The 25,702-nt window shown below is 66.3% G+C and carries 23 protein-coding genes and 1 pseudogene; 10 read left to right on the top strand and 14 right to left on the bottom strand.

All coding sequences use genetic code 11. The features are described from left to right. Positions 1-34 precede the first annotated feature (34 nt). The 4 genes from NRG74_RS16130 to NRG74_RS16115 all read right to left on the bottom strand — a co-directional run bounded on the left by NRG74_RS16130 (position 35) and on the right by NRG74_RS16115 (position 4,270). On the bottom strand, positions 35-1,591 hold the full coding sequence (locus NRG74_RS16130) for a phospholipase D family protein (RefSeq protein WP_257704786.1): 1,557 nt from the start codon (positions 1,589-1,591) through the stop codon (positions 35-37). Further along, complete coding sequence (locus NRG74_RS16125) at positions 1,588-2,868, bottom strand: NAD(P)/FAD-dependent oxidoreductase (protein WP_257704785.1); 1,281 nt, start codon at positions 2,866-2,868, stop codon at positions 1,588-1,590. The genes NRG74_RS16130 and NRG74_RS16125 overlap by 4 nt, the downstream gene beginning before the upstream one ends. Before the next feature lie 36 nt (positions 2,869-2,904). Next, positions 2,905-3,714 (bottom strand): class I SAM-dependent methyltransferase, encoded by an 810-nt coding sequence (locus tag NRG74_RS16120; RefSeq protein ID WP_257704784.1) that lies wholly within the window; start codon positions 3,712-3,714, stop codon positions 2,905-2,907. 67 nt (positions 3,715-3,781) lie between these two features. Next, on the bottom strand, positions 3,782-4,270 hold the full coding sequence (locus NRG74_RS16115) for an Lrp/AsnC ligand binding domain-containing protein (protein ID WP_007159864.1): 489 nt from the start codon (positions 4,268-4,270) through the stop codon (positions 3,782-3,784). A 157-nt stretch (positions 4,271-4,427) separates the two neighbouring features. Here NRG74_RS16115 and dadA point away from each other — a divergent pair, with 157 nt between their 5' ends. The 4 genes from dadA (at position 4,428) to NRG74_RS16095 (ending at position 7,949) form a co-directional block, all read left to right on the top strand. Next, the gene (gene dadA, locus NRG74_RS16110) at positions 4,428-5,726 is read left to right on the top strand and encodes a D-amino acid dehydrogenase (protein WP_160924236.1); all 1,299 of its coding nucleotides are present in this window, start codon (positions 4,428-4,430) and stop codon (positions 5,724-5,726) included. Continuing rightward, positions 5,701-6,057 carry a RidA family protein gene (locus tag NRG74_RS16105; protein WP_059313211.1) on the top strand — a complete coding sequence of 119 codons (357 nt, stop codon included), beginning with the start codon at positions 5,701-5,703 and terminating at the stop codon, positions 6,055-6,057. The genes dadA and NRG74_RS16105 overlap by 26 nt, the downstream gene beginning before the upstream one ends. Before the next feature lie 89 nt (positions 6,058-6,146). Continuing rightward, positions 6,147-7,217: an alanine racemase gene (alr, locus tag NRG74_RS16100; RefSeq protein ID WP_257704783.1), complete on the top strand. Its 1,071-nt coding sequence runs from the start codon at positions 6,147-6,149 to the stop codon at positions 7,215-7,217. Between the two features lie 177 nt (positions 7,218-7,394). Continuing rightward, positions 7,395-7,949 (top strand): cupin domain-containing protein, encoded by a 555-nt coding sequence (locus NRG74_RS16095; protein ID WP_257704782.1) that lies wholly within the window; start codon positions 7,395-7,397, stop codon positions 7,947-7,949. A gap of 225 nt (positions 7,950-8,174) precedes the next feature. On the opposite strand, the gene NRG74_RS16090 is transcribed toward NRG74_RS16095, so the two are convergent. After that, complete coding sequence (locus NRG74_RS16090; RefSeq protein WP_257704781.1) at positions 8,175-8,726, bottom strand: DinB family protein; 552 nt, start codon at positions 8,724-8,726, stop codon at positions 8,175-8,177. 148 nt (positions 8,727-8,874) lie between these two features. Between NRG74_RS16090 and NRG74_RS16085 the strand changes: the two genes are divergently transcribed. Together NRG74_RS16085 and NRG74_RS16080 are read left to right on the top strand one after the other, a co-directional pair. Beyond that, positions 8,875-9,852: a glycosyl hydrolase 53 family protein gene (locus tag NRG74_RS16085; protein ID WP_231357184.1), complete on the top strand. Its 978-nt coding sequence runs from the start codon at positions 8,875-8,877 to the stop codon at positions 9,850-9,852. A gap of 284 nt (positions 9,853-10,136) precedes the next feature. Next, a complete protein-coding gene (locus NRG74_RS16080) occupies positions 10,137-12,749 on the top strand; it encodes a cellulase family glycosylhydrolase (protein WP_257704780.1) in 2,613 nt (870 codons plus the stop codon). Positions 12,750-13,170: 421 nt separating this feature from the next. On the opposite strand, the gene rep is transcribed toward NRG74_RS16080, so the two are convergent. Continuing rightward, on the bottom strand, positions 13,171-15,180 hold the full coding sequence (gene rep / locus NRG74_RS16075) for a DNA helicase Rep (protein ID WP_257704779.1): 2,010 nt from the start codon (positions 15,178-15,180) through the stop codon (positions 13,171-13,173). A gap of 61 nt (positions 15,181-15,241) precedes the next feature. Continuing rightward, positions 15,242-15,934, bottom strand: a complete 693-nt coding sequence (locus NRG74_RS16070) for a hypothetical protein (protein ID WP_064306873.1) — start codon at positions 15,932-15,934, stop codon at positions 15,242-15,244. Positions 15,935-16,107: 173 nt separating this feature from the next. On the opposite strand from NRG74_RS16070, the gene NRG74_RS16065 reads away from it, so the two are divergent. Then, positions 16,108-16,692, top strand: a complete 585-nt coding sequence (locus tag NRG74_RS16065; RefSeq protein WP_257704778.1) for a flavin reductase family protein — start codon at positions 16,108-16,110, stop codon at positions 16,690-16,692. A 37-nt stretch (positions 16,693-16,729) separates the two neighbouring features. Here the strand turns inward: NRG74_RS16065 and NRG74_RS24675 are convergent, their stop codons facing one another. From NRG74_RS24675 to NRG74_RS16040, 6 genes and pseudogenes are all read right to left on the bottom strand, one after another. Then, positions 16,730-17,434, bottom strand: coding sequence for a methyl-accepting chemotaxis protein (locus NRG74_RS24675; RefSeq protein WP_437181196.1), 705 nt, complete (start codon positions 17,432-17,434; stop codon positions 16,730-16,732). Between the two features lie 42 nt (positions 17,435-17,476). Further along, positions 17,477-18,574 (bottom strand): annotated as a pseudogene (locus tag NRG74_RS24670) (methyl-accepting chemotaxis protein); the annotation flags it as partial. A gap of 208 nt (positions 18,575-18,782) precedes the next feature. Beyond that, positions 18,783-19,112 carry an Arc family DNA-binding protein gene (locus NRG74_RS16055; RefSeq protein WP_257704776.1) on the bottom strand — a complete coding sequence of 110 codons (330 nt, stop codon included), beginning with the start codon at positions 19,110-19,112 and terminating at the stop codon, positions 18,783-18,785. A 31-nt stretch (positions 19,113-19,143) separates the two neighbouring features. Next, positions 19,144-19,785: a LysE family translocator gene (locus tag NRG74_RS16050; protein WP_017639876.1), complete on the bottom strand. Its 642-nt coding sequence runs from the start codon at positions 19,783-19,785 to the stop codon at positions 19,144-19,146. Between the two features lies 1 nt (position 19,786). After that, a complete protein-coding gene (locus NRG74_RS16045) occupies positions 19,787-20,557 on the bottom strand; it encodes a 2OG-Fe(II) oxygenase (protein WP_257704775.1) in 771 nt (256 codons plus the stop codon). A 35-nt stretch (positions 20,558-20,592) separates the two neighbouring features. Then, positions 20,593-21,231, bottom strand: coding sequence for an alanyl-tRNA editing protein (locus NRG74_RS16040; RefSeq protein ID WP_257704774.1), 639 nt, complete (start codon positions 21,229-21,231; stop codon positions 20,593-20,595). Between the two features lie 95 nt (positions 21,232-21,326). Here NRG74_RS16040 and NRG74_RS16035 point away from each other — a divergent pair, with 95 nt between their 5' ends. From NRG74_RS16035 to NRG74_RS16025, 3 genes are all read left to right on the top strand, one after another. After that, positions 21,327-22,310, top strand: coding sequence for a LysR family transcriptional regulator (locus NRG74_RS16035; protein WP_064306869.1), 984 nt, complete (start codon positions 21,327-21,329; stop codon positions 22,308-22,310). Between the two features lie 200 nt (positions 22,311-22,510). Continuing rightward, the gene (locus NRG74_RS16030; RefSeq protein WP_257704773.1) at positions 22,511-23,911 is read left to right on the top strand and encodes a sugar porter family MFS transporter; all 1,401 of its coding nucleotides are present in this window, start codon (positions 22,511-22,513) and stop codon (positions 23,909-23,911) included. A 78-nt stretch (positions 23,912-23,989) separates the two neighbouring features. Beyond that, positions 23,990-24,478 (top strand): UPF0158 family protein, encoded by a 489-nt coding sequence (locus NRG74_RS16025; protein ID WP_257704772.1) that lies wholly within the window; start codon positions 23,990-23,992, stop codon positions 24,476-24,478. A 32-nt stretch (positions 24,479-24,510) separates the two neighbouring features. Here the strand turns inward: NRG74_RS16025 and NRG74_RS16020 are convergent, their stop codons facing one another. Then, positions 24,511-25,668, bottom strand: coding sequence for a hypothetical protein (locus tag NRG74_RS16020; RefSeq protein WP_064306866.1), 1,158 nt, complete (start codon positions 25,666-25,668; stop codon positions 24,511-24,513). Positions 25,669-25,702 lie beyond the last annotated feature (34 nt).

The raw sequence follows: 25,702 nt of genomic DNA, 5'->3' as shown, positions 1-25,702 counted from the left end.
TCCAACGCCCTCTCGCTCTGGGTGAGGGCGAAGCCTAGAGCATCCGCTCCAGCCCCACTGCCTTGACCACCCAGGCGTTGAAGCGGCGCCAGGCGCTGCCGGGCTCGTGGTGCAACACCCGGGGCTCGCCATTGCGCTCGCTGACCCACTGGAGATGCACCCGTCCCTGATCTTCGCTGCGTTGCACCGCGTAGGACACGCTGGGGTCCATGCCCTGCAGCATCAGCTGCCGCAGACGACCGGTGAGGGCCGGGCTGTCCACCAGTACCCCAACCTCGGTGTTCCACAGCACCGAGCGCGGATCGAAGTTGAAGGAGCCGATAAAAGACCAGCGCCCGTCGATGGCCATGGCCTTGCTGTGCAGGCTGGATTCGGATTCGGATTCGCCGAAGCTGTAGGGCAGGGCGGATCGTTTCTGGTCCGGGCGGGCACGCAGCTCGAAGAGTTTGACGCCCTGGGCCAGAAGGGCCGTGCGATAGGGCGCGTAGCCGGCATGCACGGCGGGCACGTCGGTGGCTTCCAGGGCGTTGGTCAGCACCCGGACATCGACCCCTCGGGCGGCCAGGCCGCCCAGGTAGGCGACCCCCTGATTCATGGGCACGAAGTAGGAGGAGACCAGCAGCAGCTCATGCTGGGCGCCATCCAGGGTCGGTTGCAGCTGGCGGGTCAGCAGCAGCTGCCAGTCCGGCTCGTCGTCGGCCAGCACCTTGCGCGGTGCATCCCAGAACGCCTGGGCGTGAGCCCAGGTCAGCTCCTGCAGCCAGCCGTCGAGCTGGGGCGCGGTGGCATAGCGGCGCAGGCGGTTGTACAGCGCCAGGTCGCGGGTACGCTCGCTGTCGAGATAGTGGTGCAGCCGTGCGCGCAGCCGCACCAGGGCAGAGGTCGAGGGCGCGAACCAGCGCAGCCGCCGCGCCGGCTGGCTCAGGGGGCTGTTCCAGTACTGGTCGAAGCTGGTGCCCAGTTGCCGGGCCACCGGGCCAGCGGCGAGCAGGTCGAGATCGGTGAAGTTCATCTCCGGGCGGGCATCGAAGTACTCGTCGCCCAGGTTGCGGCCGCCGACGATGGCCACGCTGTCGTCGGCCAGCCACAGCTTGTTGTGCATGCGTCGATGCTGGTGGTTGAGATCAACCAGGCGGCCCAGGGCCCGGGTCGGACCGGTGCTGCGGCCCAGGTGCAGCGGATTGAAGACACGGATCTGCACGTTGGGGTGGGCGGCCAGCACGGCGATCTGATAGTCGTTGCCGTCGCTGCTGGTGTCATCGATGAGAAAGCGGATGCGCACGCCGCGATCCGCCGCCTTGAGCAGTTCGTTGACCAGCAGCCGCGTGGTCAGGCCGTCGTGGACGATGTAGTACTGGATGTCCAGGCTGCGCTGGGCCTTGCGGATCAGCTCGGCACGGGCGGTGAAGGCATCGGTGCTGGTTTCCAGCAGGCGCAGGCCCGAGAGGCCCGGGTGGGCGGCGCCGGCCGCGCGTACCTGGCTGTCCAGGACAGTGCCGGCGACCGGCAGGACTTTGGAGGCTTGGCGCGGGATAGGCGTGGCGCAGCCGGCCAGCAGCGCCAGCAGCAGGGGGACGACCAGGCGGATCACAGGCGGTCCTTGAGGCGGTACCAGAGCATGCCCAGGGCCAGCAGTGGCGAACGCAGGTGGCGACCGCCGGGAAAGCGCGCATGGGGCACCTGGGCGAAGAGATCGAAACCGGCCGATTGGGCCAGGATCGCCTCGGCCAGCAGATGGCCGGCCAGGTGGGTGGCATTGACCCCATGGCCGGCATAGGCCTGGGCGTGGAAGACGTTGGGCTGCTCGCGCAGCCGACCAATCTGCGGCAGGCGATTGGCGCCGATGCCGATCATGCCGCCCCAGGCGTAGTCCACCCGCACGTCCGCGAGTTCGGGGAAGACCTCCAGCATCTTCGGCCTCATGTAGCCAGCGATGTCCTTGGGGTCGCGCCCGGAATAGTGGCAAGCGCCGCCGAACAGCAGGCGGCGGTCGGCGGACAGGCGGAAATAGTCCACCGCCACGTTCTGGTCGCAGACCGCCCGGTTGCCCGGCAGCAGCCGCGCGGCACGCTCGGCGGACAGCGGTTCGGTGGCGATCACATAGCTGCCAGCCGGCAGCACCTGGGCGGCGAGATCGGGTTGCAGGTCGTCGATGTAGGCGTTGCAGCAGAGCACCAGGGTGTCGGCCGAGACCCGGCCGCGGGCGGTATGCACCCGCACCTTGGAGCCGTATTCCAGGCGGGTGACCTGGCTGTTTTCGTGCAACTGCACGCCCAGCGCCCGGGCCGCGTCGGCTTCGCCCAGGGCCAGGTTGAGCGGATGCAGGTGACCGGAGCCCTCGTCCACCAGGGCACCCTGGTAGCGATCGGAGCCGACCACCTCGGCCAGTTGCGCCTTGGGCACCAGTCGCAGCGGATGGGGATAGCCCAGGGCCTGGAGCGCGGCCTGTTCTTCCTGCAGGTGCTGCCAGTGGCGCGGCTTGTTGGCCAGGTCGGCGAAGCCCCAGGTGAGATCGCAGTCGATGCCGTGGCGGGCGATACGCTGGCGGACCAGCTCCACCGCCTCGAAGCCCAGCCGCTTGAGTTCGCGCACCCCCTCGGCGCCGATGACCGATTCGAACTGCTCGACGTCATGGCCGACGCCGCGGATCAATTGGCCACCGTTGCGCCCACTGGCCCCCCAGCCGATCCGCCGGGCCTCCAGCAGCACCACCCGGGCGCCGCGCTCGGCCAGCTCCAGGGCGGTGTTGAGCCCGGAAAAGCCACCGCCGACCACGCAGACATCGGCCTGGACCTCGCCCTCCAGGGGCGGAAAGCTCAGCGTCTGGTTGGCGGTGGCGGCGTAGTAGGAAGGCGCGTGGGGCTGCATGGAAGACGGAGGTCTGCTGGGGACAAGGGGACCATGCTAAGCCGTCGGGCGTTGTGCCACCAGGGTAAAGCTCATCGGCAACTGGGCGGTCTGGCCGCTGTAGCGGTCATAGTCGACCTCGCGATTGGAGTGCGAATGCTCCTCCAGCCGTTGCAGGATCAGGCCGGCGTCCAGGCTGGCGGTGACGATGGCGCCCAGGGTGTGGATATGCCAGTAGCTCGTTGCGCCCTGCCCATGAGATTCGCCGTCATAGGCGATGAGCGCCTCGCTGACCAGGGGCTCACGGCGGAAGTAGCTGTAGTGGGGCAGCAGCGGCTGGTCCGCGTGGGGCTCGAACATTTCCAGGAATGGATGGGTCTCGTAGATCACCAGGCGCCCACCCGGGGCCAGCAGACCGGCCACTGCGGCGAAGAAGGCTGGCAGATCCGGCATCCAGTTCAACACGCCGATGGTGATCAGCACCAGGTCATGCTGGCCGAGATCCTCGGGCAGCGCATAGATGTCGGCGGCTACCAACCGGGGCGTCAGGCCTGCCGCCCCGGCCAGTTGCTCGCCCTGAGCGAGGAAGGCGGGCGACTGGTCGATGCCCAGTGCGGGCCGGGCGCCGAGGGCAGCCAGGGAGAGCAGTTCGCGGGCATTGTTGCAGCCGACCTGGGCGCAGCTCAGTCCGCGGATGTCCAGGTCGCCGAGGGTGGCGGTCAGGCAGGCGTCGAGGACCGAAAAGCCCGGCTGCCGGGCCTGTTCCAGCAAGCGCTGCCAGTCCTCACCCTGGGCATGGAGCGGCGCCGACACCTCCCAGGCCTGACGATTGGCGGCGGTGATGAGCTGACGCTGGCGTGGGTCCATGGGCGGCCTCCTTGGCCATCAGGCGAAAGACCGCAGCCTAGACGCCCAGCGCCGGGATCGCCAGCCGTTAGTCCGGCACGGGCAGGCTCAGGGTCTCCTTGATCTCTTCCATCACGATGTAGCTCTTGGATTCGCGCACGTGGGGCAGCTTGAGCAGGATGTCGCCCAGTAGCTTGCGATAGGAGGCCATCTCGGAGATGCGCGCCTTGACCAGGTAGTCGAATTCGCCGGAGACCAGGTGGCATTCCAGCACCTGGGGCAGCTTGAGCACGGCGCGGCGGAATTCCTCGAAGGTGTCGCCGGACTTGTAGTCCAGGCTCAGTTCCACGAACACCAGCAGGCCAGCCTTGAGGTGCTGTGGATTCAGCCGAGCGTTGTAGCCCTGGATGATGCCTTCACGCTCCAGGCGGCGGACGCGCTCGGTGCAGGGCGTGGTGGACAGGCCCACGCGCTCGCCCAGTTCGGTGAAGGAGATGCGGCCATCGTCCTGGAGGATGCGCAGGATGTTGCGGTCGATCTTGTCCAGCTCGCGTCTGGCCTGGTGATGGGTACGCATCGCGGGGGTCTCTGCCAAAGGGGTCTTTACCGGAAAATTACTCCGAATATAGGCAATTCTTCAGTGATTAGCACTGCGTGCGGCTTTCTATACTTGCCGTATCTGCCTTCATTCCGACGAAAGCCGGCGAAATCCTCTCACCGGCCAGGAGCTAGCGATGCGTGTACTGGTTTTGGGTAGCGGCGTCATCGGCACGACCAGCGCCTACTATCTGGCCCGTCAGGGTTTCGAGGTGGTCGTGGTCGATCGCCAGGCCGGTCCTGCCCTGGAGACCAGCCATGCCAACGCCGGTCAGGTCTCCCCTGGCTATGCCTCGCCCTGGGCTGCGCCCGGCGTGCCGCTCAAGGCATTGAAGTGGCTGTTCCAGAAGCACGCGCCCCTGGCTATCCGTCTGACCGGCGACAGCAGCCAATACCTGTGGATGGCGCAGATGCTGCGCAACTGCACGGCTGCGCGCTATGCGGTGAACAAGGAACGCATGGTGCGGCTGTCCGAATATAGCCGCGACTGCCTCGACGAGCTGCGCCAGGACACCGGCATCGCCTACGAAGGCCGCCAGTTGGGTACCACCCAGATCTTCCGCACTCAGCAGCAGGTGGAGGCCGCGGCCAAGGACATCGCCGTCCTGGAGCGTTCCGGCGTGCCCTTCGAACTGCTCGACCGCGACGGTGTGGCCCGGGTCGAACCGGCGTTGGCGGCGGTCAAGCACAAGCTGGCCGGCGGCCTGCGCCTGCCCAACGACCAGACCGGTGACTGCTTCCTGTTCACCAATCGCCTGGCCGAGGAAGCCCGCCGCCTGGGCGTGGAATTCCGCTTCGGCGCCGACATCCAGCAACTCAGCGCCAGTGGCGACCGTATCGATGGCGTCAAGGTCGATGGCGAACTGCTCACCGCCGATCACTATGTGCTGGCTCTGGGCAGCTATTCGCCGCAATTGCTGGCACCCCTGGGCATCCGCGCGCCGGTCTATCCGCTCAAGGGCTATTCGCTGACGGTACCCATCGTCGATGCCGCCATGGCACCGACCTCGACCATCCTCGACGAGACCTACAAGGTCGCCATCACCCGCTTCGACGATCGCATCCGCGTCGGCGGCATGGCCGAGATCTGCGGCTTCGATCTGAACCTGGATCCGCGGCGCCGCGCGACCCTGGAAATGATCACTGGGGATCTCTATCCTCGCGGTGGCGACCTCGCCCGGGCCAGCTTCTGGACCGGCCTGCGACCCGCCACCCCGGACGGGACCCCCATCGTCGGCGCCACCCGCTATCGCAACCTGTTCCTCAACACCGGGCACGGGACGCTGGGCTGGACCATGGCCTGCGGCTCCGGTCGTCTGCTGGCCGACCTGATCGCGCGCAAGCAGCCGCAGATCAGCGCTGAGGGTCTCGACATCTCCCGTTATTCCGCCACCCAGGAGTCCCCGCGCAATGCCCGTACAGCGTCTGCACACTGATCGCCGCCTGAGCGAAATCAATATCCATAACGGCACCGTCTATCTGGCCGGTCAACTGGCCGACGACTTTTCCGGCGACATCTACCAGCAGACCCGCGAGACCCTGGCCAATGTCGACAAATTCCTCGCCGAGGCCGGCAGCGACAAGGAACACATCCTGGTGGTGACCATCTTCCTGCGCGACATCGCCCTGCATTTCGAGGGCATGAATCGCGCCTGGGACGAATGGGCCGCCCAGGGCGCCACCCCGGGTCGCACCACCGTCGAAGCCAAGCTGGCCAAGCCGGACATCCTGGTGGAGATGAACGTCATCGCCGCCGTCAAGGCGTAAGACCGCTATTCCCCCTCTCCCTCTGGGAGAGGGCCGGGGTGAGGGTGTTTCACGCCCCCAAACTTTCCCTTTCTCTGCCGAGACCTCCCATGCGTCCCGCCCGCGCCGTCATCGACCTTGCCGCCCTGCGCCAGAACTATCGCCTGGCCCGTGAACTCTCCGATGCCCGTGCCCTGGCGGTGATCAAGGCCGATGCCTATGGGCACGGCGCGGTGGCAGTGGCCAAGGCCCTGGCCAGCGAGGCTGACGGCTTCGCCGTGGCTTGCATCGAGGAGGCGCTGGAGCTGCGCGCCGCGGGGATCCGCGCGCCCATCCTGCTGCTGGAAGGCTTCTTCGGCATCGACGAATTGCCGCTGATCGCCGAGCACGAGCTCTGGACGGTGATCCACGCCGACTGGCAACTGGAGGCGCTGGAGCGGACCGCCCTGGCGCGCCCGCTGCAGGTCTGGCTGAAGCTGGATTCGGGCATGCACCGGGTCGGCTTCTTTCCCCAGGACTACGCCGCCGCCTATCACCGGCTGCTGGCTAGCGGCAAGGTCAGCGGCATCGTCAAGCTCACCCACTTCGCCCGCGCCGACGAACCGGACAGCCCCGCCACCAGCGTGCAGATCGCCACCTTCCGCGCCGCCACCGAGGGCCTGCCGGGCCCCACCAGCCTGCGCAATTCCCCCGCGACCCTGGGCTGGCCCCAGGCGGCTGGCGACTGGGTGCGGCCGGGGCTGATGCTCTATGGCGTGACGCCCTTCGCCACGCCCCAGGCCGCCGCCGAGCGGCTGCAACCGGTGATGACCCTGACCTCCCGGGTGATCGCCGTGCGTGAATTGCCGGCCGGCGAACCGGTGGGTTATGGCGCGCGCTTCGTCACCGCCGGGCCGACCCGGGTCGGGGTGGTTGCCTTGGGCTATGCCGACGGCTATCCGCGCCATGCGCCCAATGGCACCCCGGTGGCCATCGAAGGGCGCCCCGGCCAGCTGATCGGCCGGGTATCCATGGACATGCTCACCGTCGACCTCACCGATCATCCCCAGGCCGGGGTGGGCAGCGAGGTGGAATTCTGGGGCCGCCAGGTGTCGGTGGCGGACCTGGCCGAGCGCTGCGACACCATCCCCTACCAGTTGCTGTGCAACCTCAAGCGGGTGCCGCGCAGCTATCGCGACTAGCCCCTGGGCGGTCTTTGGCCGCTATCCAAGCCAGGTGAGGGCGGCAAGGCCGCACGTCCGCCCTGGTGTTGTAAATCTCGAACAGCGTTGCCATGATGCCGAACACCGTGCCGCGGCACGCCTATCGCGCGTGGCCTGGCCACGTCTCACCCGCCTGCTCGAGGAGTTTTCTCCACCTTGGACGTCGGTGCCCGCCTGCAAACCATCCGTACCCTCAAGGGCCTGTCCCAGCGCGAGCTCGCCAAGCGTGCCGGGGTGACCAACAGCACCATCTCGATGATCGAGAAGAACAGCGTCAGCCCCTCCATCAGCTCGCTGAAAAAGGTGCTGGCCGGCATCCCCATGTCTCTGGTGGAATTCTTTTCCCTGGACCTGGAACAGGACGCGCCGACCCAGGTGGTCTATCGCGCCAATGAGCTCATCGACATCTCCAGCGGCGCCCACACCGTGCGCATGCGCCTGGTCGGCCGGGCCCATCCCAGTCGCGCCCTGGCCTTTCTCGACGAGACTTATCCACCGGGCGCCGACACTGGCGAAGAAATGTACGCCCATGAGGGCGAGGAGGCCGGCCTGGTGGTGGAAGGCCGCCTGGAGCTGACCGTGGGCGGCGAGGTGCACATCCTCGAACCGGGCGACAGCTACTACTTCGAAAGCAGCCGCCCGCATCGCTTCCGCAATCCCTTCGAAGCCCCCGCCCGGCTGATCAGTGCGACCACGCCGGCGAGTTTCTAAGCACTTGCGTTATGGCGGTCGTAGGGTGGAAAACGGCGCAGCCTTTTCCACCTGGAGGCCGGTATCTGGGGCGGCCCTCACCCCAACCTTCTCCCGGAGGGAGAGGGGGCTGTCCGAGTGGGCGCTCGAAACCGTAGGTTGGGCTGAGACAGCTCTATCGTCGAAGCCCAACATTGCCGCCACGTTGAGGTAAGGCCTGTTGGGCTGCGCGGCGCTCAACCCAAGCTACGGGGCGATTCCCCACAACTCCCCTTCATCGATCCCCAACGCCGCCAGCTCCGTCCGGCGCAGCGGTTCGTCCTGGGCGAGAAAGAATTCGTCCAGTTGCGGCGGGGCGACGCCGCTGGCCAGGAGCAGGGCGTGGGCCTGGCCGCGGTGGTGCAGCTGGTGCACGAAGAGATGCTGCAGGGTGCGCAGTCGCTGTTCCCGTACCGGGCCGCTGGCGCGGGGCAGGGTGATGAGTCCGGTCAGCTGCTGGGGAGCGAGGCCGCGACACAGGGCGATCAGGCGCTGGTCGCTGGCGATCTGGGCCGCACACAGTGTCGCCAGGTCAGGCCAGTCCGTGTCCTGATAAGGCCGGGGCTGGTCATGTAGCGCATCGAGATAGAAGAGATCCACGTCCAGCAGATGGCCGAGCAGTGCCCAGAGCGAACCAAAGAAGGCGGCGGGTTGGGCTGCGTGCAGGGCAGCGGCCGGCAAGGTGGTGCAGGCGACCAGCAGGCGGTGGTTCGACCAGCGATTGTTGCAGGCCTGGGCCAGCAGCAGGTTGGCGGTCATGGGCAGGTCCTCGACAAGGCGCGCGGACACCTACTGTAACGCGCCTGGTTGTGCGGGGGGTCGCAGCCTGGAGTCATCCATGATTGAGGCACTGGCGGCGCTTTGCCATGCTCCGCCGCTCTGCTGCCCACCTGCAAGGATGCGTCTGATGCCTCGAATGTCGCCCTGGTTCGGCCTGGTCGCTGCCCTGTGCCTGGGTGGCACGGTCCGGGCCGCCGAGCCTGTTACCCTGCCCGAATTGCCCTACATCCCCCTGGGGGTGGTCGGTCACGACAACAACGCCGCCTATCCCGATGCACAGATGGAAAAGCGCCTGCAGCTGCTCGACCGCTACAACCTGCGCAGCTACCGCTCCGGCGAATTCCTGCTGCTGGATCTGCCGCGCCTGGATCGCCTGGTGGCCCTGGCCCGCCAGTACCACATCACCCTGAGGCCGGTGATCACCCAGCAACTGACCCAGGCCCAGGCCTATGCCCTGGCCAAGCGCTATGCCAACGACATCAAGATCTGGGAAATCGGCAATGAGCAGGATCACTCGCGGATCGGCGCCAGCATCCGCATCAGTCGGCTGGTGGATATCTATCGGGGCATCCGGCGCGCCTCCGACGAGCTGAACGCCGATCTCAAGACCACCATCAACGTGATGTCCTGCAATTCCTACGACACCGGGCCCAAGGCGCGCTGCCCGGGCGATCGCCTGGGCTCCATGTGGTTTCTCGATCAGGCCAAGGCCGCCGGTTTCGATTTCGACTACATCAGCTTCCACTACTACCCGCATTACCACGACCGCGGTCACTGGATGGATCTCTACCTGGGGCAGATGCGCGCCATGGCGGCCAAGTACCGGACGCAGATCTTCTACAACGAGGTCAATTGCGCGGAGATCTACAAGGGCACCACCGACGGCGGTCGGCCGGGCGATCGCAGCTGTTATGACAGCCTCGAGTACATCCTCTCCGAGCTCAATGGGCGCTATCGCGACATCGTCCGCGAGATCAACGTCTATGAACTGCTCGACGAGCCGACCCATCCGGTTGCCCATGAGCGTCACTTCGGGCTGATGTACGACCTGGATCGGCCCAAACCGGTCATGGAACTGGTCCGCCGCTATGCCGGAGCGCCTTGAGCCGCCAGAAAGCAGACAAGTCTGACTTTTGCCTGGGGATCGGCTCTTTGCGTGACCAGGCAGTCAGCGACGAGTGGTAGCGAAAGTGCCATCATCGGCACCGTACATCTGGCAAAACACCGCGTTCACCCCTGCTTCGTGATGGCACGGGTTCTTCTTGGTCTAGCGCTTGCACTAGGCTTCGCAGGTGCTGAGGAAACGATCTTCCCCGGCAGTTTTCCTGCTGTACCGAGGTGGGATGCACGGATCGAATCGCGCACCTCGGCCTATCTGGTTCCTTCTTGATGACAATCCTTAGCTCCATCTCCCGCCGCCTGCCGCGTCAGGCGCTGCTCTTGCCTGCCCTGTTCGCCACCGCTTCGCTTGCCACCTCCGCCCAGGCCGTTGACCTGGTCGGTCTCAACTTCTCCGGCGCCACCTTCGCCGCCCAGGTATTGCCCGGTGTCAACGACCGCAACTTCATCTTTCCGGCCGAGAGCCATTTCCAGCAGTGGAGCGCCAAGGGCGTGAAGCTGGTGCGCTTCCCCATTCTCTGGGAGCGCCTGCAACCGTCCATGGGGGTCAATCTCGATCCCACCTACGCCGGCCTGGTCGATCGCACCCTGGGCTACGCCCAGAAGTACGGCGTCAAGGTCATCCTCGATCTGCACAACTACGCCCGTTATCAGGGCAAGGTCATCGGCGCGGGCGAAGTCCCCTACGAGGCCTTCCAGAATCTCATGACCCGTATCGCCCAGCGTTGGGGCACCCATGCGGCGCTCTATGGCTACGACATCATGAACGAGCCCCACGACGCCGTGAGCAACTGGCCGATCGCCGCCCAGTACGGCATCGATGGCGTGCGCGCGGTCGATTCGACCCATCCGATCTTCATCGAGGGCAACGGCTGGGCCGACACCACCCGTTGGCCGCAGTGGAACGACGCCCTGCTCAAGCTCAACGATCCGGCCAACAACCTGATCTTCATGGCCCAGGCCTTCTTCGACGGCAGCCTGAACGTGGCGACCCTCTCGCCCAGCTATGGTGTCGAGCGGCTCAAGCCCTTCGTCGCCTGGCTCAAGGCCAACAACAAGCGCGGCTTCATCGGCGGCTTCGGCGTACCTGACACGGATGCGCGCTGGTTGCCCATTCTCGACGGCATGCTGGCCTATCTGAAGCAGAACTGCATTCCGGCCACCTACTGGGCCGCCGGGCCGGGCTGGGGTACCTACAATCAGGCGGTCGAACCGATCAATGGCAAGGAGCGTCCGCAGTGGGCGGTGCTGGCCAAGTACCTGGACAAGGACAGCTGCGCCGCCATCGGCCCGCAGGTAGCGCCGACCGCCGCCACACCACCCAAGACCGGGACCGCCACCAGCGGTGTGACCGCGGGCACCACCGGCGGTACCGGCGCCACGGGCACTGCTGGAGCCACCACTGGCACCACCACCGGCGTCGCGCCGACCACGGGTACCGGCACCACGGGGACCGCCACGGGTAGCACCGCCGCGGCAGGGGCGACCACCGGCGCCGCCACGGGCACCGCAGGCAATGCCGCCAATGCCACCAAGCTGACCACCGTCGAGCAGCTCTACCTGGCCTACTATGGCCGGGCGGCCGATGCCGGTGGCCTCAACTACTGGGCCTCGCGACTGGCCAGCGACCTGAGCGTCGAGCAACTGGCGGCCACCTTTGCCGCCAATGGCGAGTCGACCACGCTTTACGGATCCCTGAGCGGCGCCGCCCTGGTCAACAAGGTCTATCAGACCCTCTATGGCCGAAGCGCCGACAGCAGTGGCAGCGCCTATTGGAGCAGCCGGCTGGCCAATGGCGTCACCTCCCGGGCCAACCTGCCGCTGGAAGTCCTGCGCGCCGCTGCCGGCGACGACAAGGCCGCCTTCGACAAGAAGGTGAGCGCGGCGCTGGCCCAGGGCACCACCACGACCACGCCGACCCCTGCGGCCAGCGTGCAACCGGTGCAGAACGTGGTCCAGCCGGTCACTGGCGGGGCGGTCGCCTCGGCCCCGCTGAGCGGCTACAAGAACATCCCCCTGGGGGTGGTCGGCCACGACAACAGCGCCGCCTATCCGCCGGCCGAGATGGAGGCCCGGTTGCAGGTCCTGGCGGCGCGCAACCTGCGTACCTATCGCTCCGGCGAGTACCTGGTGATGAACCTGCCCGAGCTGGATCGTCTGGTCGCCCTGGCCCGCAAGTACAACATCACCCTGCGGCCGGTCATCACCCACAAGCTGACCCAGGCGCAGGCCTATGCCCTGGCCAAGCGCTACGCCAACGACATCAAGATCTGGGAGGTCGGCAACGAGCAGGACTATTCCAAGGCGGGTGCCCAGGAGCGCATCAATACCCTGGTCGGCATCTACCGCGGGATCAAGCAGGCTTCGGATGAGCTGGGCGCCAACCTCAAGACCACCATCAACGTGATGGCGTGCAACTCGGACGACCGCACCGCCACCGCCCGTTGCCCGGGTGATCGCAACGGTGCCATGTGGTTCCTCGACCAGGCCCGGGCGTCAGGCTTCAACTTCGACTACATCAGCTTCCACTACTACCCGTACTTCGACGACAAGGGCTACTGGATGGACATGTACCTGGGGCAGATGCGCGCCATGGCCACCAAGTACAGGACCAAGGTGTTCTTCAACGAGATGAACTGCGGCAACGTCTACCAGGGCAACACCGATGGCGGCCGTGACGGCGATCGGGCCTGCTACGACAGCGTCAAGCAGATGCTCACGGTGCTCAACACCAGCTACAAGGACGTGGTGGCCGAGATCAACGTCTACGAATTGCTCGATGAGCCGAGTCTCTCGGTGATCCACGAGCGCCACTTCGGGATGATGTACGACCTCAAGCGACCCAAGCCGATCTTCGACATGGTGACCAACTTCGCCAAGTAAGCGCCCGGCGCGGCCATAGCACCGCCCCCGTTGCCTGACCGGCAGCGGGGGCGTTGTCGTTTTGGGGGTAGGGATCTAGGCTGGGTGGGCCCTCACCCCGGCCCTCTCCCAGGGGGAGAGGGGGAAGAGCGGCGTGGGGGAGGTGCGAGGGTGTCAGGCTGGTGCGGTGCGGGCCCTCATCTCGGGTGAGAAGGGGAAGAGCGGTGTGGGTGCAGGGGGGCTGTTTGCTCCCCTCTCCCTCGGGGAGAGGGGCTGGGGGTGAGGGTGTCAGCCCGGCGCGGGGTGGGCCCTCACCCTAACCCTCTCCCCCCGGGGAGAAGGGACTGATCGGCGTATGGCGAAACCCGGTGGTGACTGCGGACGCCCCCTCTCCCTCCGGGAGAGGGCTGGGGTGAGGGTGATCCCAGTGAAGGCCTTCCCCTCAACGTTTGAGCATCGCCCGCATCGCCGCCAGGGCATCGTTGCCGCGGGCGGCCTTCTGCTCCTGGGGGGCCTCGTCCAGGCCTTCCCATTGCAGGTCCTCGGGCGGCAGCTCGTCGAGGAAGCGGCTGGGCGTGCAGTCGATCAGCTCGCCGTACTGCTTGCGCCGGGTGGCGTAGGTGAAGGCCAGGGTCTGGCGCGCGCGGGTGATGCCCACGTAGGCCAGGCGGCGCTCCTCCTCGATGGTGTCGGCCTCGATGCTGGAGCGGTGCGGCAGGATCTCTTCCTCCATGCCCATGATGAACACATAGGGGAATTCCAGGCCCTTGGAGGCGTGCAGGGTCATCATCTGCACCCCGTCGGCGCCTTCCTCTTCCTCCTGCTGGCGTTCGAGCATGTCGCGCAGGACCAGCTTGGCGATGGCGTCCTCGATGGTCATCTGGCCGTCCTCGTCCTTTTCCAGGATGTTCTTCAGCGCATCCATGAGGAACCAGACGTTGCCCATGCGGAAATCGGCGACCTTGTCGGAGCTGGCGTTCTGGCGGATCCAGTTCTCGTAGTCGATGTCCATCACCATGCTGCGCAGGGCGCCGATGGGATCTTCGCCGGCGCAGTTCTGGCGCACGCCATCCATCCAGCGCTTGAAACGCCCCAGGCGCTCGGTGAAGCGGGCATCCAGGTGCTCGCCCAGGCCGATCTCGTCGGCCGCGGCGTACATCGACAGGTCGCGGCTGCCGGCATAGTTGCCGAGCTTTTCCAGGGTGGTGGAGCCGATCTCCCGACGCGGTACGTTGATCACCCGCAGGAAGGCGTTGTCGTCGTCCGGATTCACCAGCAGGCGCAGGTAGGACATCACGTCCTTGACCTCCTGGCGGGCGAAGAAGCTGGTGCCGCCGGAGAGCCGGTAGGGGATCTGGTGGTGCTGCAGCTTGAGCTCCATCAGCTTGGCCTGGTGGTTGCCGCGATAGAGGATGGCGAAGTCCGCGTAGGGCCGCTGGGTCTTGAGGTGCAGGGTGAGGATTTCCAGGGCGATGCGCTCGGCCTCGCCGTCCTCGTTCTTGCAGCGCAGCACCCGGATCGGGTCCCCGTGCCCCATCTCGCTCCACAGCTGCTTCTCGAACACATGGGGATTGTTGGCGATGAGCACGTTGGCGCACTTGAGGATGCGACTGGTGGAGCGGTAGTTCTGCTCCAGCATCACCACCTTGAGCGAAGGGAAGTCGTCCTTGAGCTGCATCAGGTTTTCCGGCCGCGCGCCGCGCCAGGCGTAGATCGACTGGTCGTCGTCGCCCACCACGGTGAACTGGGCGCGCTCCTGCACCAGCATCTTCACCAGCAGGTACTGGCTGGTGTTGGTGTCCTGATATTCGTCCACCAGCATGTAGCGGATGCGGTTGCGCCAGCGCTCCAGCACCTCGGGATGCTCCTGGAACAGCTTCACCGGCATCAGGATGAGGTCGTCGAAGTCGACCGCGTTATAGGCCTTGAGGGTGCGCTGGTAGTGCAGGTAGACCACCGCGGCGGTCTGCTCCTTGGGCGTGCGCGCCTTTTCCAGGGCCTCTTCCGGCAGGATGAGGTCGTTCTTCCAGTTGCCGATGTAGTTCTTGATCTCGTCCAGGCCGTCGTCGCCCTGGCACTCCTTCTGCATGATGTCGGTGAGCAGCGCCTTGATGTCGCCCTCGTCGAAGATGGAGAAGCCCGGCTTGTAGCCCAGATGCACGTACTCGCGGCGAATGATGTTCAGCCCGAGGTTGTGAAAGGTCGAGACGGTCAGGCCGCGGCCTTCGCCGGCCTTGAGCAGGCTGGCCACCCGCGCCTTCATCTCGCGCGCCGCCTTGTTGGTGAAGGTCACGGCGCAGATGTACTGGGCGCGGATGCCGCACTGCTGTACGAGGTAGGCGATCTTGCGGGTGATGACGCTGGTCTTGCCGGAGCCGGCGCCGGCCAGCACCAGCAGAGGGCCGCTGATGTAGGCCACGGCTTCGGCCTGGCGGGGGTTGAGCTTGGACATGGCGGACCGAGGGGTGACGACGCTGGGCGGGGGATTCTACCAGCGCTGGTCCGCCTCGGTCTCAAGGCTTGGGCGGTGGCGCGACGAAGGTCAGCTGGCGCGGATAGCCGTACTTCTCCCCGGGCAGCGCCGGGCTGTCGAGAAACACCGCCATGCTGCGGCCGAATTCGTTGACGTAGGTGACGGCATAGTCCTGGCCGTCGGCCAGGCGGACGATGGCGCCGGTCTTGAATTCTTCGCGATTGCGCTCGGTGACCGGGATGGAAATGCCGGCGGCCTTGCGGTAGACGCCCTTGAGCCAATCCTGGTTGGTGAAGTCGTTGATCGGGGTGCTGAAGCGCCCTGGCAGGCGCTGCAGGTGCCGACCGGTGCCGGGGGCGTCATCCACCGCCAGCCGCCGCGGATAACCCACGGCCTCGGCATCCAGCGGCTTGCCCTCAAGGAACACTGCCAGATTGTCGCCGACGCGTTGGACATCGGTGATGGCACGCCACTCGCCGTCGCCCAGCTGCGCCTGACGACCGCTGATGAAGCCCTCGACGTTGGCTGGCGTAGCGGGAATGGTCAGACCGGCCACGCGGCGCAGCACACCGCGATCCCAGTCTTCGTTGCTGAAGTCGTTGATGGAGCTGGAGAGCAGCGGCTGGGTGGCCGGGGCGCTGTGCGGCGGTTTGGCGTTCTCGGCATGGGCCAGCGGCAGGCCGAGATAGCAGGCGCAGAGCAGCAGAAGGGAGCGAGCCAGGCAGGTGGGCATAGCGGTCATCCTTAACGCAGGTTTCTTGTCGATCCCATACCGGGAGTGGGCGATAGACCCCTGATGTCCCCCAGCGTTTGGCGAGCGCGATGCAAAGCGGCAATTTTTTTCCCGCTCGGCGCCGGACGGCAAGGGCTGCGTTACCCTGGGGCTTTTCCTACCGGAGTCCGTCCATGAATTCGACCCTTGCCGCCGTCCCCCTGGCCAAGGCCTATCGGCTGCTCAACCATGGCCCCACGGTGCTGGTCAGCGCCGCCCACGACGGCCGGCGCAACGTCATGGCCGCAGCCTGGGCCATGGCGGTGGATTTCGAGCCGGGCAAGGTGGCGGTGGTGCTGGACAAGCAGACCTGGACCCGCGAACTGTTGGAAGCCGAGGGCAGCTTCGTGCTCAGCGTGCCCTGCGCGGCCCAGGTGGATCTGGTGCAGACGGTGGGCAACACCACCGGCCGGGAGCTGGACAAGTTCGCCGCCTACGGCATCGAGACGCTGGCCGGCGAAAGGGTCGGTGCGCCTTTGATCGCCGGTTGCGTGGCCTGGCTGGAATGCCGGGTGCTGCCCGAGGCGCACAACCAGCAGGGCTACGACCTGTTTCTTGGCGAGGTGGTCGCCGCCCGGGCCGATGCCCGGGTGTTTCGCGAGGGGCGCTGGGATTTCCGCGGTCAGGACAGCCTGCGCACCCTGCATCACGTCGCCGGTGGTCACTTCCTGGTGATCGGCGACGGTATCCAGGGACAGCTGCTGACGCCCAAGGCCTGAGTCGGACGACGCCAGCGCTGGCGTCGTCGGGGCCGGGTCAGACGCGGAAGCGCGCGACCATCTGCTGCAGATCGCCGCCCAGGCGGGCCAGTTCGTTGACCGAAGCCGCGGCATGGGCGTTGGCAGTGGCGGACTCCTCGGCCAGGCCGCTGACCTTGACCACGTTGCCGTTGATCTCCTCGGCTACCAGGCTCTGCTCTTCCACGGCGGTGGCGATCTGCTGGTTGAGGCTCTGGATTTCCGCCACCGTCTGGTAGATGACGTCCAGGGCGCGCTCGGCGTCCTGGGCCAGGGTCACGGTGCCCAGGGTACGGTCACGACTGGCCTGCATGCGCGCACTGGCCTCGGTGGTGCCCTGTTGCAGGGTGGCGATGAGTTCGCCGATTTCCTGGGTGGATTCCTGGGTCCGCTGCGCCAGGGACCTGACCTCGTCGGCCACCACGGCGAAGCCGCGGCCCTGTTCGCCGGCGCGGGCGGCTTCGATGGCGGCGTTGAGCGCCAGCAGGTTGGTCTGCTCGGCGATCGCCTTGATCACGTCGATGACGCTGCCGATGCGACCGCTGGCGGCGTCCAGGCGCTCCATGGCAGCGCCCAGGCCCTGCACCTCTTCGGCGGCCAGGGTGATTTCCTGGGCCGCGCGCTTGACCGTACGGCTGCCTTCGCGCGCCATGTTGTCGGCGTTCTGCGCGGCGCTGGAGGCGTTGGCGGTGTTTTGCGCCACGTTGTGCACCGTGGCCGCCATCTCGTTCATGGCGGTGGCCACCTGGTGCATCTCGTCACGCTGCTGGGTGGCGCCACGGCTGGTCTGGACGCCAAAGGCCGAGAGTTCGTCGGCCGCGCTGCTGAGTTGCCCCACGCCGCTGGCGATGCCACTGACGAGCTGACGCAGGTCAGCGGCCATGGCCTGGGTGGTGCGTTGCAATTCGCCCAGTTCGTCACGGCGGGTCACCGCGTCGCTCGGGGTCAGGTCGCCGGCGGCGACGCGCTTTAGCATGGCCATGGCGGTCGCCAGCGGCTGGGTGATCTGGCGGGCGATCAGCCAGGCGGCGGCGATGCCGATGAGCAGGGCGATCAGGCTGGTCAGCAACAGCTTGAACAGGGCGGCCTGGCGTTCGGCGGCGGCGGACTTGAGCTGGCCCTCGCCCAGTTGATCCAGCAACTGCACCAGCTTGTTGCCCTGCTCCTGCAGGCTGGCGACCGTGGCCTGGGCCTGGCGATTCTGCGCGACGATGGATTCGAAGAAGGCGCGATAGCGGGTCACGTCCTGGGTGGCGCTGTAGAGGCGGGCGGCGGTGTCGCCGTCGATCTGCTTCTGGGCGCTGGCCAGGGTCTGGAGCAAGCCGTCGATGACCTTGAGCGTCGCCTGGGACTTGCTGTCGTCGGGGGTGCCGAGGAAGCGACGGATGGCCAGGCGTACACCGACCATCTGCGCCTTCATCTCGGCCACGGCCTTGAGGTCGGCGGTGCTGTAGCTGCCACCCGGCGCGAAGACCAGGTCGAACAACTGGTCGAAGGTCTCGGTGACGTTATCGGAGACCCGGGTCAGCTCCTTCTGGGCCTCGGCGCTGGTCTGATTGGACTGCTGCAGGGCGGTGAAGCGCTCCTGGTAGGTCTTCATCTCCTGCTGAATGCTGTGCAGGATGGCGACGTTGGCCGGGTTGCTCAGCAAGCTCAGGCCCTTGGCGACATCTTCCGCGACCACGGCCAGATCGGTTTGCTGCCGGGCGACGCTGGCGGCACTGGGATCGAGCAGGTAGTTCTTCTCGTCGATCCTGACGTCGAGAATGTGGGCCTTGAGCTCACCGCTGTAGCGCGTCTTGGTGATGCGATCGAGCAGGGTGTTGGCGGTGAGATAGCCGAACAGGGCTACCACCGTCACCATGACCAGCAGGGCGCCGAAGCCCAGGGCCAGCTTCTTGGAAATGCCGAGATTGCTCAGCCAGGAGGCTTTGGAAACAGACATGGGAGTACCGGAAGAGAGGTCGAAGACCCCCTTCATCGGCCGTCCCGATCGATACTTGAAAGCCGCACGTCAGGGCTGGTCGCCAGGCTAGCGGCCTGCTGCCGACCGGCGGTGGCGCCGGACGCCGTCAGGCGGTTTCGCGGCTGTTCACGGGTACTGGCAATTCCAGTTCCAGCACCGAGATCAGCGCCTTCTGCTGGCGCTCGTTGAGCTGGCGGAAGCGCTGCAGCAGCAGTTGCTCGCTGGCATTGAGCAGGTCGTCGTCCGCTTCGCTCTGCTGTTGCTCCAGGACCCCGTCCTGCACCAGGCTGCGTTCCAGCCAGGCGACGATCTCGGTGTTCATGCTGTGGCGATGGGAGCGGGCCACGGCGGCGATGCGTTCACGCATGCCATCGGGCAGGCGGACGACGAATTTTTCCGTGGGGATTCCAGCGGGAGCGCGGTGGACGTAAGGCATGGCGGACCTCCAAAAAACGGGGTGGCTGACGTCAAAGCGCCGACAACAGCAGTCGACCGGCGAAGAAAACCAGCACCAGACCCATGGTCCTCTCGAACCAGTGGCCCAGGCGCAGGAAGGTTTGGCGAACGCGTGGACTGGAAAACAGCAGGCTGACCAGGGCGAACCAAGCGGCGTTGACCGCGCACATCCACAGGCCATAGAGGCCCTGGACGGTCAGCGGCGTGCTGCCGCTGACCACGGTGGTGAAGATGGCCAGGAAGAACAGGGTGGCCTTGGGATTGGTGGCATTGGTCAGGAAGCCGGTCAGGAAGGCCCTGCCGGGCGACTGCCGCTGTAGGTCGGCCTGCTGCCACTGGCTGTCGTCCAGCGGCGCGGCGGTGGGCTTGCTGCGGATCAGGTTGAAGCCCAGCCAGAGGATGTAGGCGCCGCCGACCACCTTGGCGACCCCCAGCAGCCAGGGCGTGGCGTGCATCAGGGCGCCGATGCCGAGCAGGGTGTAGAGCACGTGCACGGAGATGCCGGCGCCGATGCCCAGGGCGGTGCAGAGACCGATCAGGCGGCCGAATCTCACGCTCTGGCGCACGGTCACGGCGAAGTCCGGCCCTGGCGCCAGTACGGCGAGGAAGTGGATGGTGGCCAGGGCGAGGAATTCGCTCAGGTAGGGGGACATGTCAGCTCCAGTACGTGAGGGGTTCGGCCGCCCCGCGATAGCCGACGAAGCACGACAGCGACAGGCGCGGATGGTCGTTGCCGGGGGTCACGGCGTGCATGCGGCGGGAATTGAAGAGGATCAGATCGCCCGGTTCGGGGCGGAGGGTCAGGCAGGGCGGACCGAGGCGGTCGGGTTCGATGCCGTAGCTGTCGCCGCGCAGGGCGTCGAAGGCCTCCGGCGACAGCTCGCGCGACCAGAGTTGCAGTTCGCCGCCCAGGCTAGGCATGGTCAGGTAGACGTTGCAGGCCAGCTGGGTGACCAGGCTTTCGGCTTCCTCGCTGCCCGGCGCATCCTTGGCGAAGATATCGTGGTGGGCGAGAAAGCGCACTCCGGGCTTCACCACCCGCGACAGGCCGACGTACATCTTGCGGCCCCAGAGGGTCTGCAGGTGGGCGCCGGCGGGCCAGACCTCGTCGAGGGTGCAGCGCACCAGATCGATGGGATTGAGGTAGGGGCGGCAGCGCCGGCGCAATTCTTCCAGGTTGCTGGCGACGCTGGCGAAATAGTCGTCCATCTGCGCGCGCTGGTGTTCCGCCTCGTAGAACGCCATGCCGATGCGACCGATGCTAGGGGCATTGGTGTAGGTGGCGAAGCCGTTGCCGAGGATCTGCTGGCCGAGGTCGTCGGCCAGCGGGCGCGGCACGAAGCGGCGCACACGCACGGCCAGCAGGCGTTCTTCGGTGAGACGGAGCAGGCTCTCGGTGTCGAGAGCGTCGAGTTCGAGCAGCATGGCGCCTCCTTTCGACGGGTGAGGTGGGCGGTGGATCAAGCGCCAGCCATGTCGTAGCTCACCAGCAGGCGCCCCTTCTTTTCCTTGACGCCCAGGGCGCTCAAGGCCCCGACGCTGCGCAGGGAGCGCACATGGGTCCCGCCGCAGGCATAGCGCGCCACATCCTCGCCAAAGCGCACCTGGCGCTGGCCGTCGGCCTGCACCTCGATTTGCAGCGGGAGGTCTTCTTCCACCAAGGCGTCGAAGTGCGCCTGCAGGGATTCTGCGTCCAACGCGACGGTTTCCTCGCCCGGGACGAATTCGATGCGGCCTTCACCCGGCCAGTGATGGGCCTTGACCGGCTTCCAGCCATGGGTCTCGCCGATGTGGCCGAGCAGATGCCCGGCGGAATGTAGCCGCGAATGCAGCAGGCGGCGGCCTTCGTCGACCCGCGCCAGCACGCGGCCCGGCGCCAGGGGACGGTTGGTGTGGTGCAGAATGCGCCCGCCGTCCTGGACCACCCGGGTCACCTCGGCCGTGCCGATCCAGCCGGTGTCGCTGGGCTGGCCACCCCCCTGGGGATGGAAGGGCGTGGCCTGCAGTTCAACGACATAACCGTCCCCGTCGGCGGTACAGGCATGGACCTCGACCTCGGCGATCAGGCTGTCGCTCAGGAAATACAGGCGCTCGGTCATTCGTCTTACTACTCTTGGAGAACGAGAAACGTCCTCATTCTAAAGAGTGCGCGCAAGGGTGATAATCCACCCTCTCTCCAAAGGAATTTTGCGCTGTGAGCATAAATCTTCCCCTGCCACTGTTCAGCGAGATGGCCATCTTCGTGCGGGTGGTGGAGAGCGGCAGCTTTTCTGCGGCGGCCCGCCAGCTGGGTCTGACCCCGTCTTCCACCAGTCGCAGCGTGGCGCGCCTGGAGAAGGCCCTGGGCACCCGCTTGCTCAATCGCAGCACCCGCAAGCTGCGTCTGTCGGAAGCGGGGGAGGAGGTCTATCGGCGTTGCAGCGACATGGTTGGCGCCGCCCGGGCGGTACTGGAGGTCAGCGGTCAGTTCAACCAGGCACCGGCCGGCATCGTCCGGCTGTCGGTGCCCAAGGCGGTGGGCAGCACGGTGATCCATCCGCACATGGCCGAGTTCCTGCGCCGCTACCCGGCGGTGGACGTGCAACTGCTGCTGGAAGACCGCCAGGTCGACCTGATCGACGAGAACGTCGACCTGGCCATCCGCATCACCGACCGCCCGCCGCCTGGGCTGGTGGGTCGCCAGCTGCTCACCATCGAGCACCTGCTCTGCGCCACGCCGCAGTACCTGGCCGAGCACGGCCAGCCGGCCCACCCGCGCGACCTGGCTGGGCACAGCTGCATCTACCTGGCGGAAGAGCCGGCCGATTCGCGCTGGAAATTCCGCCAGGGCGCCAAGGTGGTTCACGTCAACGTGCGCGGGCGCTACGCCGCCAACCACACCGGGGTACGGTTGGACGCGGTGCTCAACCACATCGGTATCGGTAGCCTGCCGCTGTTCACCGCCCAGGCGGCCCTGGCCCGCGGCGAGATCGTCCAGGTGCTGCCGGACTGGTCCTTTCTACCGCACTACCAGGGTGGCGCCTGGCTGCTCTATCCGGCGACGCGCCACCTGCCGCCCAAGCTCAAGGTGTTCATCGACTTCCTGGTCGAGCGCCTGGGCGATCAGGCGCTGCGCCCGGGGCAGGGCGCGGCCGCGCTGCCCGAGCAGCGCTTCCAGGAATTGACCATCGGCAGCTAGGGCCCTGCCGATCCGCCTTTCGTGATGCTTTTCACAAGTCCTGTTACAACTGGCATCATTAGGTGAAACGATTCACCTAACGTTTCTCTGCCTGCCACATCGCGCTTTTCCCTGGGCCATGCTCCCGACGGCCCGCCTGCGCGGGTGGATCTGGCCGCTGCCGCGATCCTTGCCCTGGCAAAACAAGAAAGGATTTCCCCATGCTCGCTTCATCACCCACGCTCGCCGCACCCGTGGCGGCCACCCCGCGCAAGGGGCTGGTCGTGCTCATCGCCGTGATCGCCGCCCTGGGCGGCCTGCTGTTCGGCTACGACACCGGCATCATCGGCGTCGCCCTGCTCGGCCTCGGCCGCGAATTCGCCATGGACGACACCGTCAAGCAGCTGGTGACCGGCGCCATCATCTTTGGCGCCCTGTTCGGTTGCCTCGGCACCGGGCCGATCTCCGACCGCCTCGGCCGGCGCAAGACCATCATCGGCGTGGCCCTGGTATTCGCCCTGGGGTCGGTGCTCTCGGCACTGTCGCCCAACGTCACCCTCTTGATCCTGTCGCGCTTCCTGCTCGGCCTGTCGGCCGGCAGCTCCACCCAGATCATCCCGGTGTACATCGCCGAGGTGGCGCCGCCGGAGCACCGCGGCAAGCTGGTGGTGCTGTTCCAGTTCATGGTGGTGTTCGGCATCACCGTGGCCTATTTCACCGGCTTCGCCCTGGACGAGCACTGGCGCTGGATGTTCGGTCTCGGCCTGGTGCCGGCGCTGATCCTGCTGGCGGGCATGGCGGTGCTGCCGGAGAGTCCGCGCTGGCTGCTGGTCAAGGGGCGTGAACAGGATGCCGTGGCGGTGCTGGAACGGGTGCGCGGTGGCAAGGCCGCGGCCGAGGCCGAACTGGCCGAGATCAAGACCGTGAGCAACGCGCCGGAGGGCAGCTGGAGCGATCTGTTCTCGCCCTGGGTGCGACCGGCGCTGCTGGTGGGGGCGGGCATCGCCATGTTCTCGCAGATCACCGGCAACAACGCGCTGATCTATTACGCACCGACCATCCTCACCCAGGCCGGTTTCTCCGACCAGACCGCGGTGCTGGCCACCGGCTGCAGCACCATCCTGGTGGTGATCATGACCGTGGTCGGCAGCTTCCTGGTGGATCGCATCGGTCGTCGTCGCTACCTGCTGACGCTGATCCCCGGCTCCATCATCGCCCTGGCCATCATGGGCTACCTGTTCCAGGGCGCCGGTCCCCAGACCGAGGTCGAGCGCTGGACGGTGGTGGCCTGCCTGGCCGCCTACCTGATGCTCAATTGCGGCGGCTTCGGCGTCTGCATCTGGCTGATCAACGCCGAGGTCTATCCATTGTTCGTGCGCGGCAAGGGCGCCAGCGTCGGCGCCTTCAGCCACTGGGGCTTCGACCTGCTGGTGACCCTCACCACCCTGAGCCTGGTGACCCAGCTGGGCGCCGCCCACACCTTCTGGCTCTATGCCGGCATTTCCCTGGTGGCGCTGCTGTTCATCTGGCGCCTGGTGCCGGAGACCAAGGGCAAGAGCCTGGAGCAGATCGAGCACGACCTGCGCGAACGGCGCTTCTTTCCCTATCAGCGGAAGGGCTGAACGCCAGCTCCGGTGCTAGGGTCGCAACAGGAGCGGAGCTCTATCTCCGCTCCTGTTCGCCTGTGCCGGAGTCCTGCCATGCGCCCCCTTACCCTCGACCTCGAGCTACTGGCTGCCGCCCTTGACAGCCGGGAGCGAGGTACTCACTTCCTCGATCTTGAAAGCGGCGCCCTGCGCCTGCTCGACCCGGACGACCTCAGTCTGGAAGAGCGCGAGGAGCTGGAAGATCCCGAACGCTACCTGCCATTGCCGCGGCTGACCCAGGACGACCGCCTGGAGCTGCGCGAAGCCTTTCTGCACCAATTGCGCCATCCCCACGCCCAGCCACTCTTGCGCGCTGCCCTGGAGAGCCGGCGGCCGATCCGCACCTTCGACTACGAGCTGGAGCTCTTCCCCTCGGTACGCGACGCCTGGCAGGCCTTCGCTCTGAGTCGGCTCAAGGAGGAGGTGCTGGTGCTGCTGGACGAAGCGGGCCTGGAAGCCCTGCCGGCGGATGGCCGCATGCCGCTGCCGGACGATGTCCCCGAGGGCATCCGGCGGCGGTTGGAGAAGGGGCAGGGGCGATAGGGCTTGCCGCCCCGATGGTCAGCTGAACACCCTTAGTTTGACGAAGCGTCCGGCAGCATGCCGGCGCTACGCATGAGGTCAGGCAGTCCTTGCTCTTCGATGGCGTAAACGCCGCGCTCAGCTTTCCAGATCAATGCCTTTTCCTGCAAAGCAGCCAGGGCCTGCTGTACGTTCTGCGCGTAGGCGGCCTCTTGGGCCTGGGCCTCGCTCATACCGGCGAGCTGTAGCATTTCTGCGTACTTGCCAAGAGTTGCCAATTCGAAAGGCGCATAGTCCTTGCCCTGGACCGCCATCACCTTCAATACGGCCGCTTGAATCGGTGTGAGGCTGCGAATCACGGCGAGAGCGCTCTCGGACATCTCTCGCACGTGCTCGTCGACGGCTTCAGCAAAAGCGACATTGCCCACTGCAGCATCATCGATCATTGAGTATTCGAGTACCTCACGGGCCGCTTGCAATGCCTCGGGGCGATAGCCCGCTTCGACGAATTTACTCCAGACTACTTCTGGATCAAGGGTGAAATCGAGCCTGGACTGCGCGCAGAACCAGTCCACATAGCCTCTGTCGAGATGGGGGAAGTTGACCAGGGGCGCATTGAAGAAGGCTTGGTCGCGGCTGTTTCTGAGCATTGCCAGCTTGTCCCGGCTGGAACCGGTGCAGATAAGTCTCAGGCCGTGATGGTGTGAGCCGTTCAATTCGTCGCGAGCCGCCTTGAGGGCGAAGAGCGTGTTGCTGCCAGCCGCTGTGGTCACGGCATGCTGAGCTTCGTCGATAATGAGCGCTATCGGCTTGCCGAGACTGTCGGACAGCGCGGCCAGCGCAGCGGCCAGGGTTACGCCCTTGGCTTTGCCAATGCTGCCGGTATCTATCTCGACCCCACCCACCTTGAGTTTCACCACGCCGCTTTGCTTGGTCAGCTTGGCGATCAGACCAAGATTGCGCTCGATGGCAACCTGAACCGCTTGATTGATCAACTCAGCCGGATCAGTCTGTCGATTCGACCAGAGATCGACGTAGATCACCTCGGCACCTGCGAGCTGGAGTGCGGGCGCCAGATCTTCCCGCATGAAGGTGGTCTTGCCGGTTCGCCGTGGCGCCGCCAAAAACAGACCGGGATGCAGCGGGTCTGCCATGATCTTGGCGGCATAGGTAGTAGCCATGGCGTGTCGGTGATAGAAACGCTCGGGCATCGACAACTCCCAATCCAAGGCGATTAAAGTCGAT

It is taken from the genome of Pseudomonas oryzihabitans (assembly GCF_024652905.1).
Lineage (GTDB): Bacteria > Pseudomonadota > Gammaproteobacteria > Pseudomonadales > Pseudomonadaceae > Chryseomonas > Chryseomonas benzopyrenica.
This window is presented reverse-complemented; position numbering and strand designations above follow the sequence as displayed.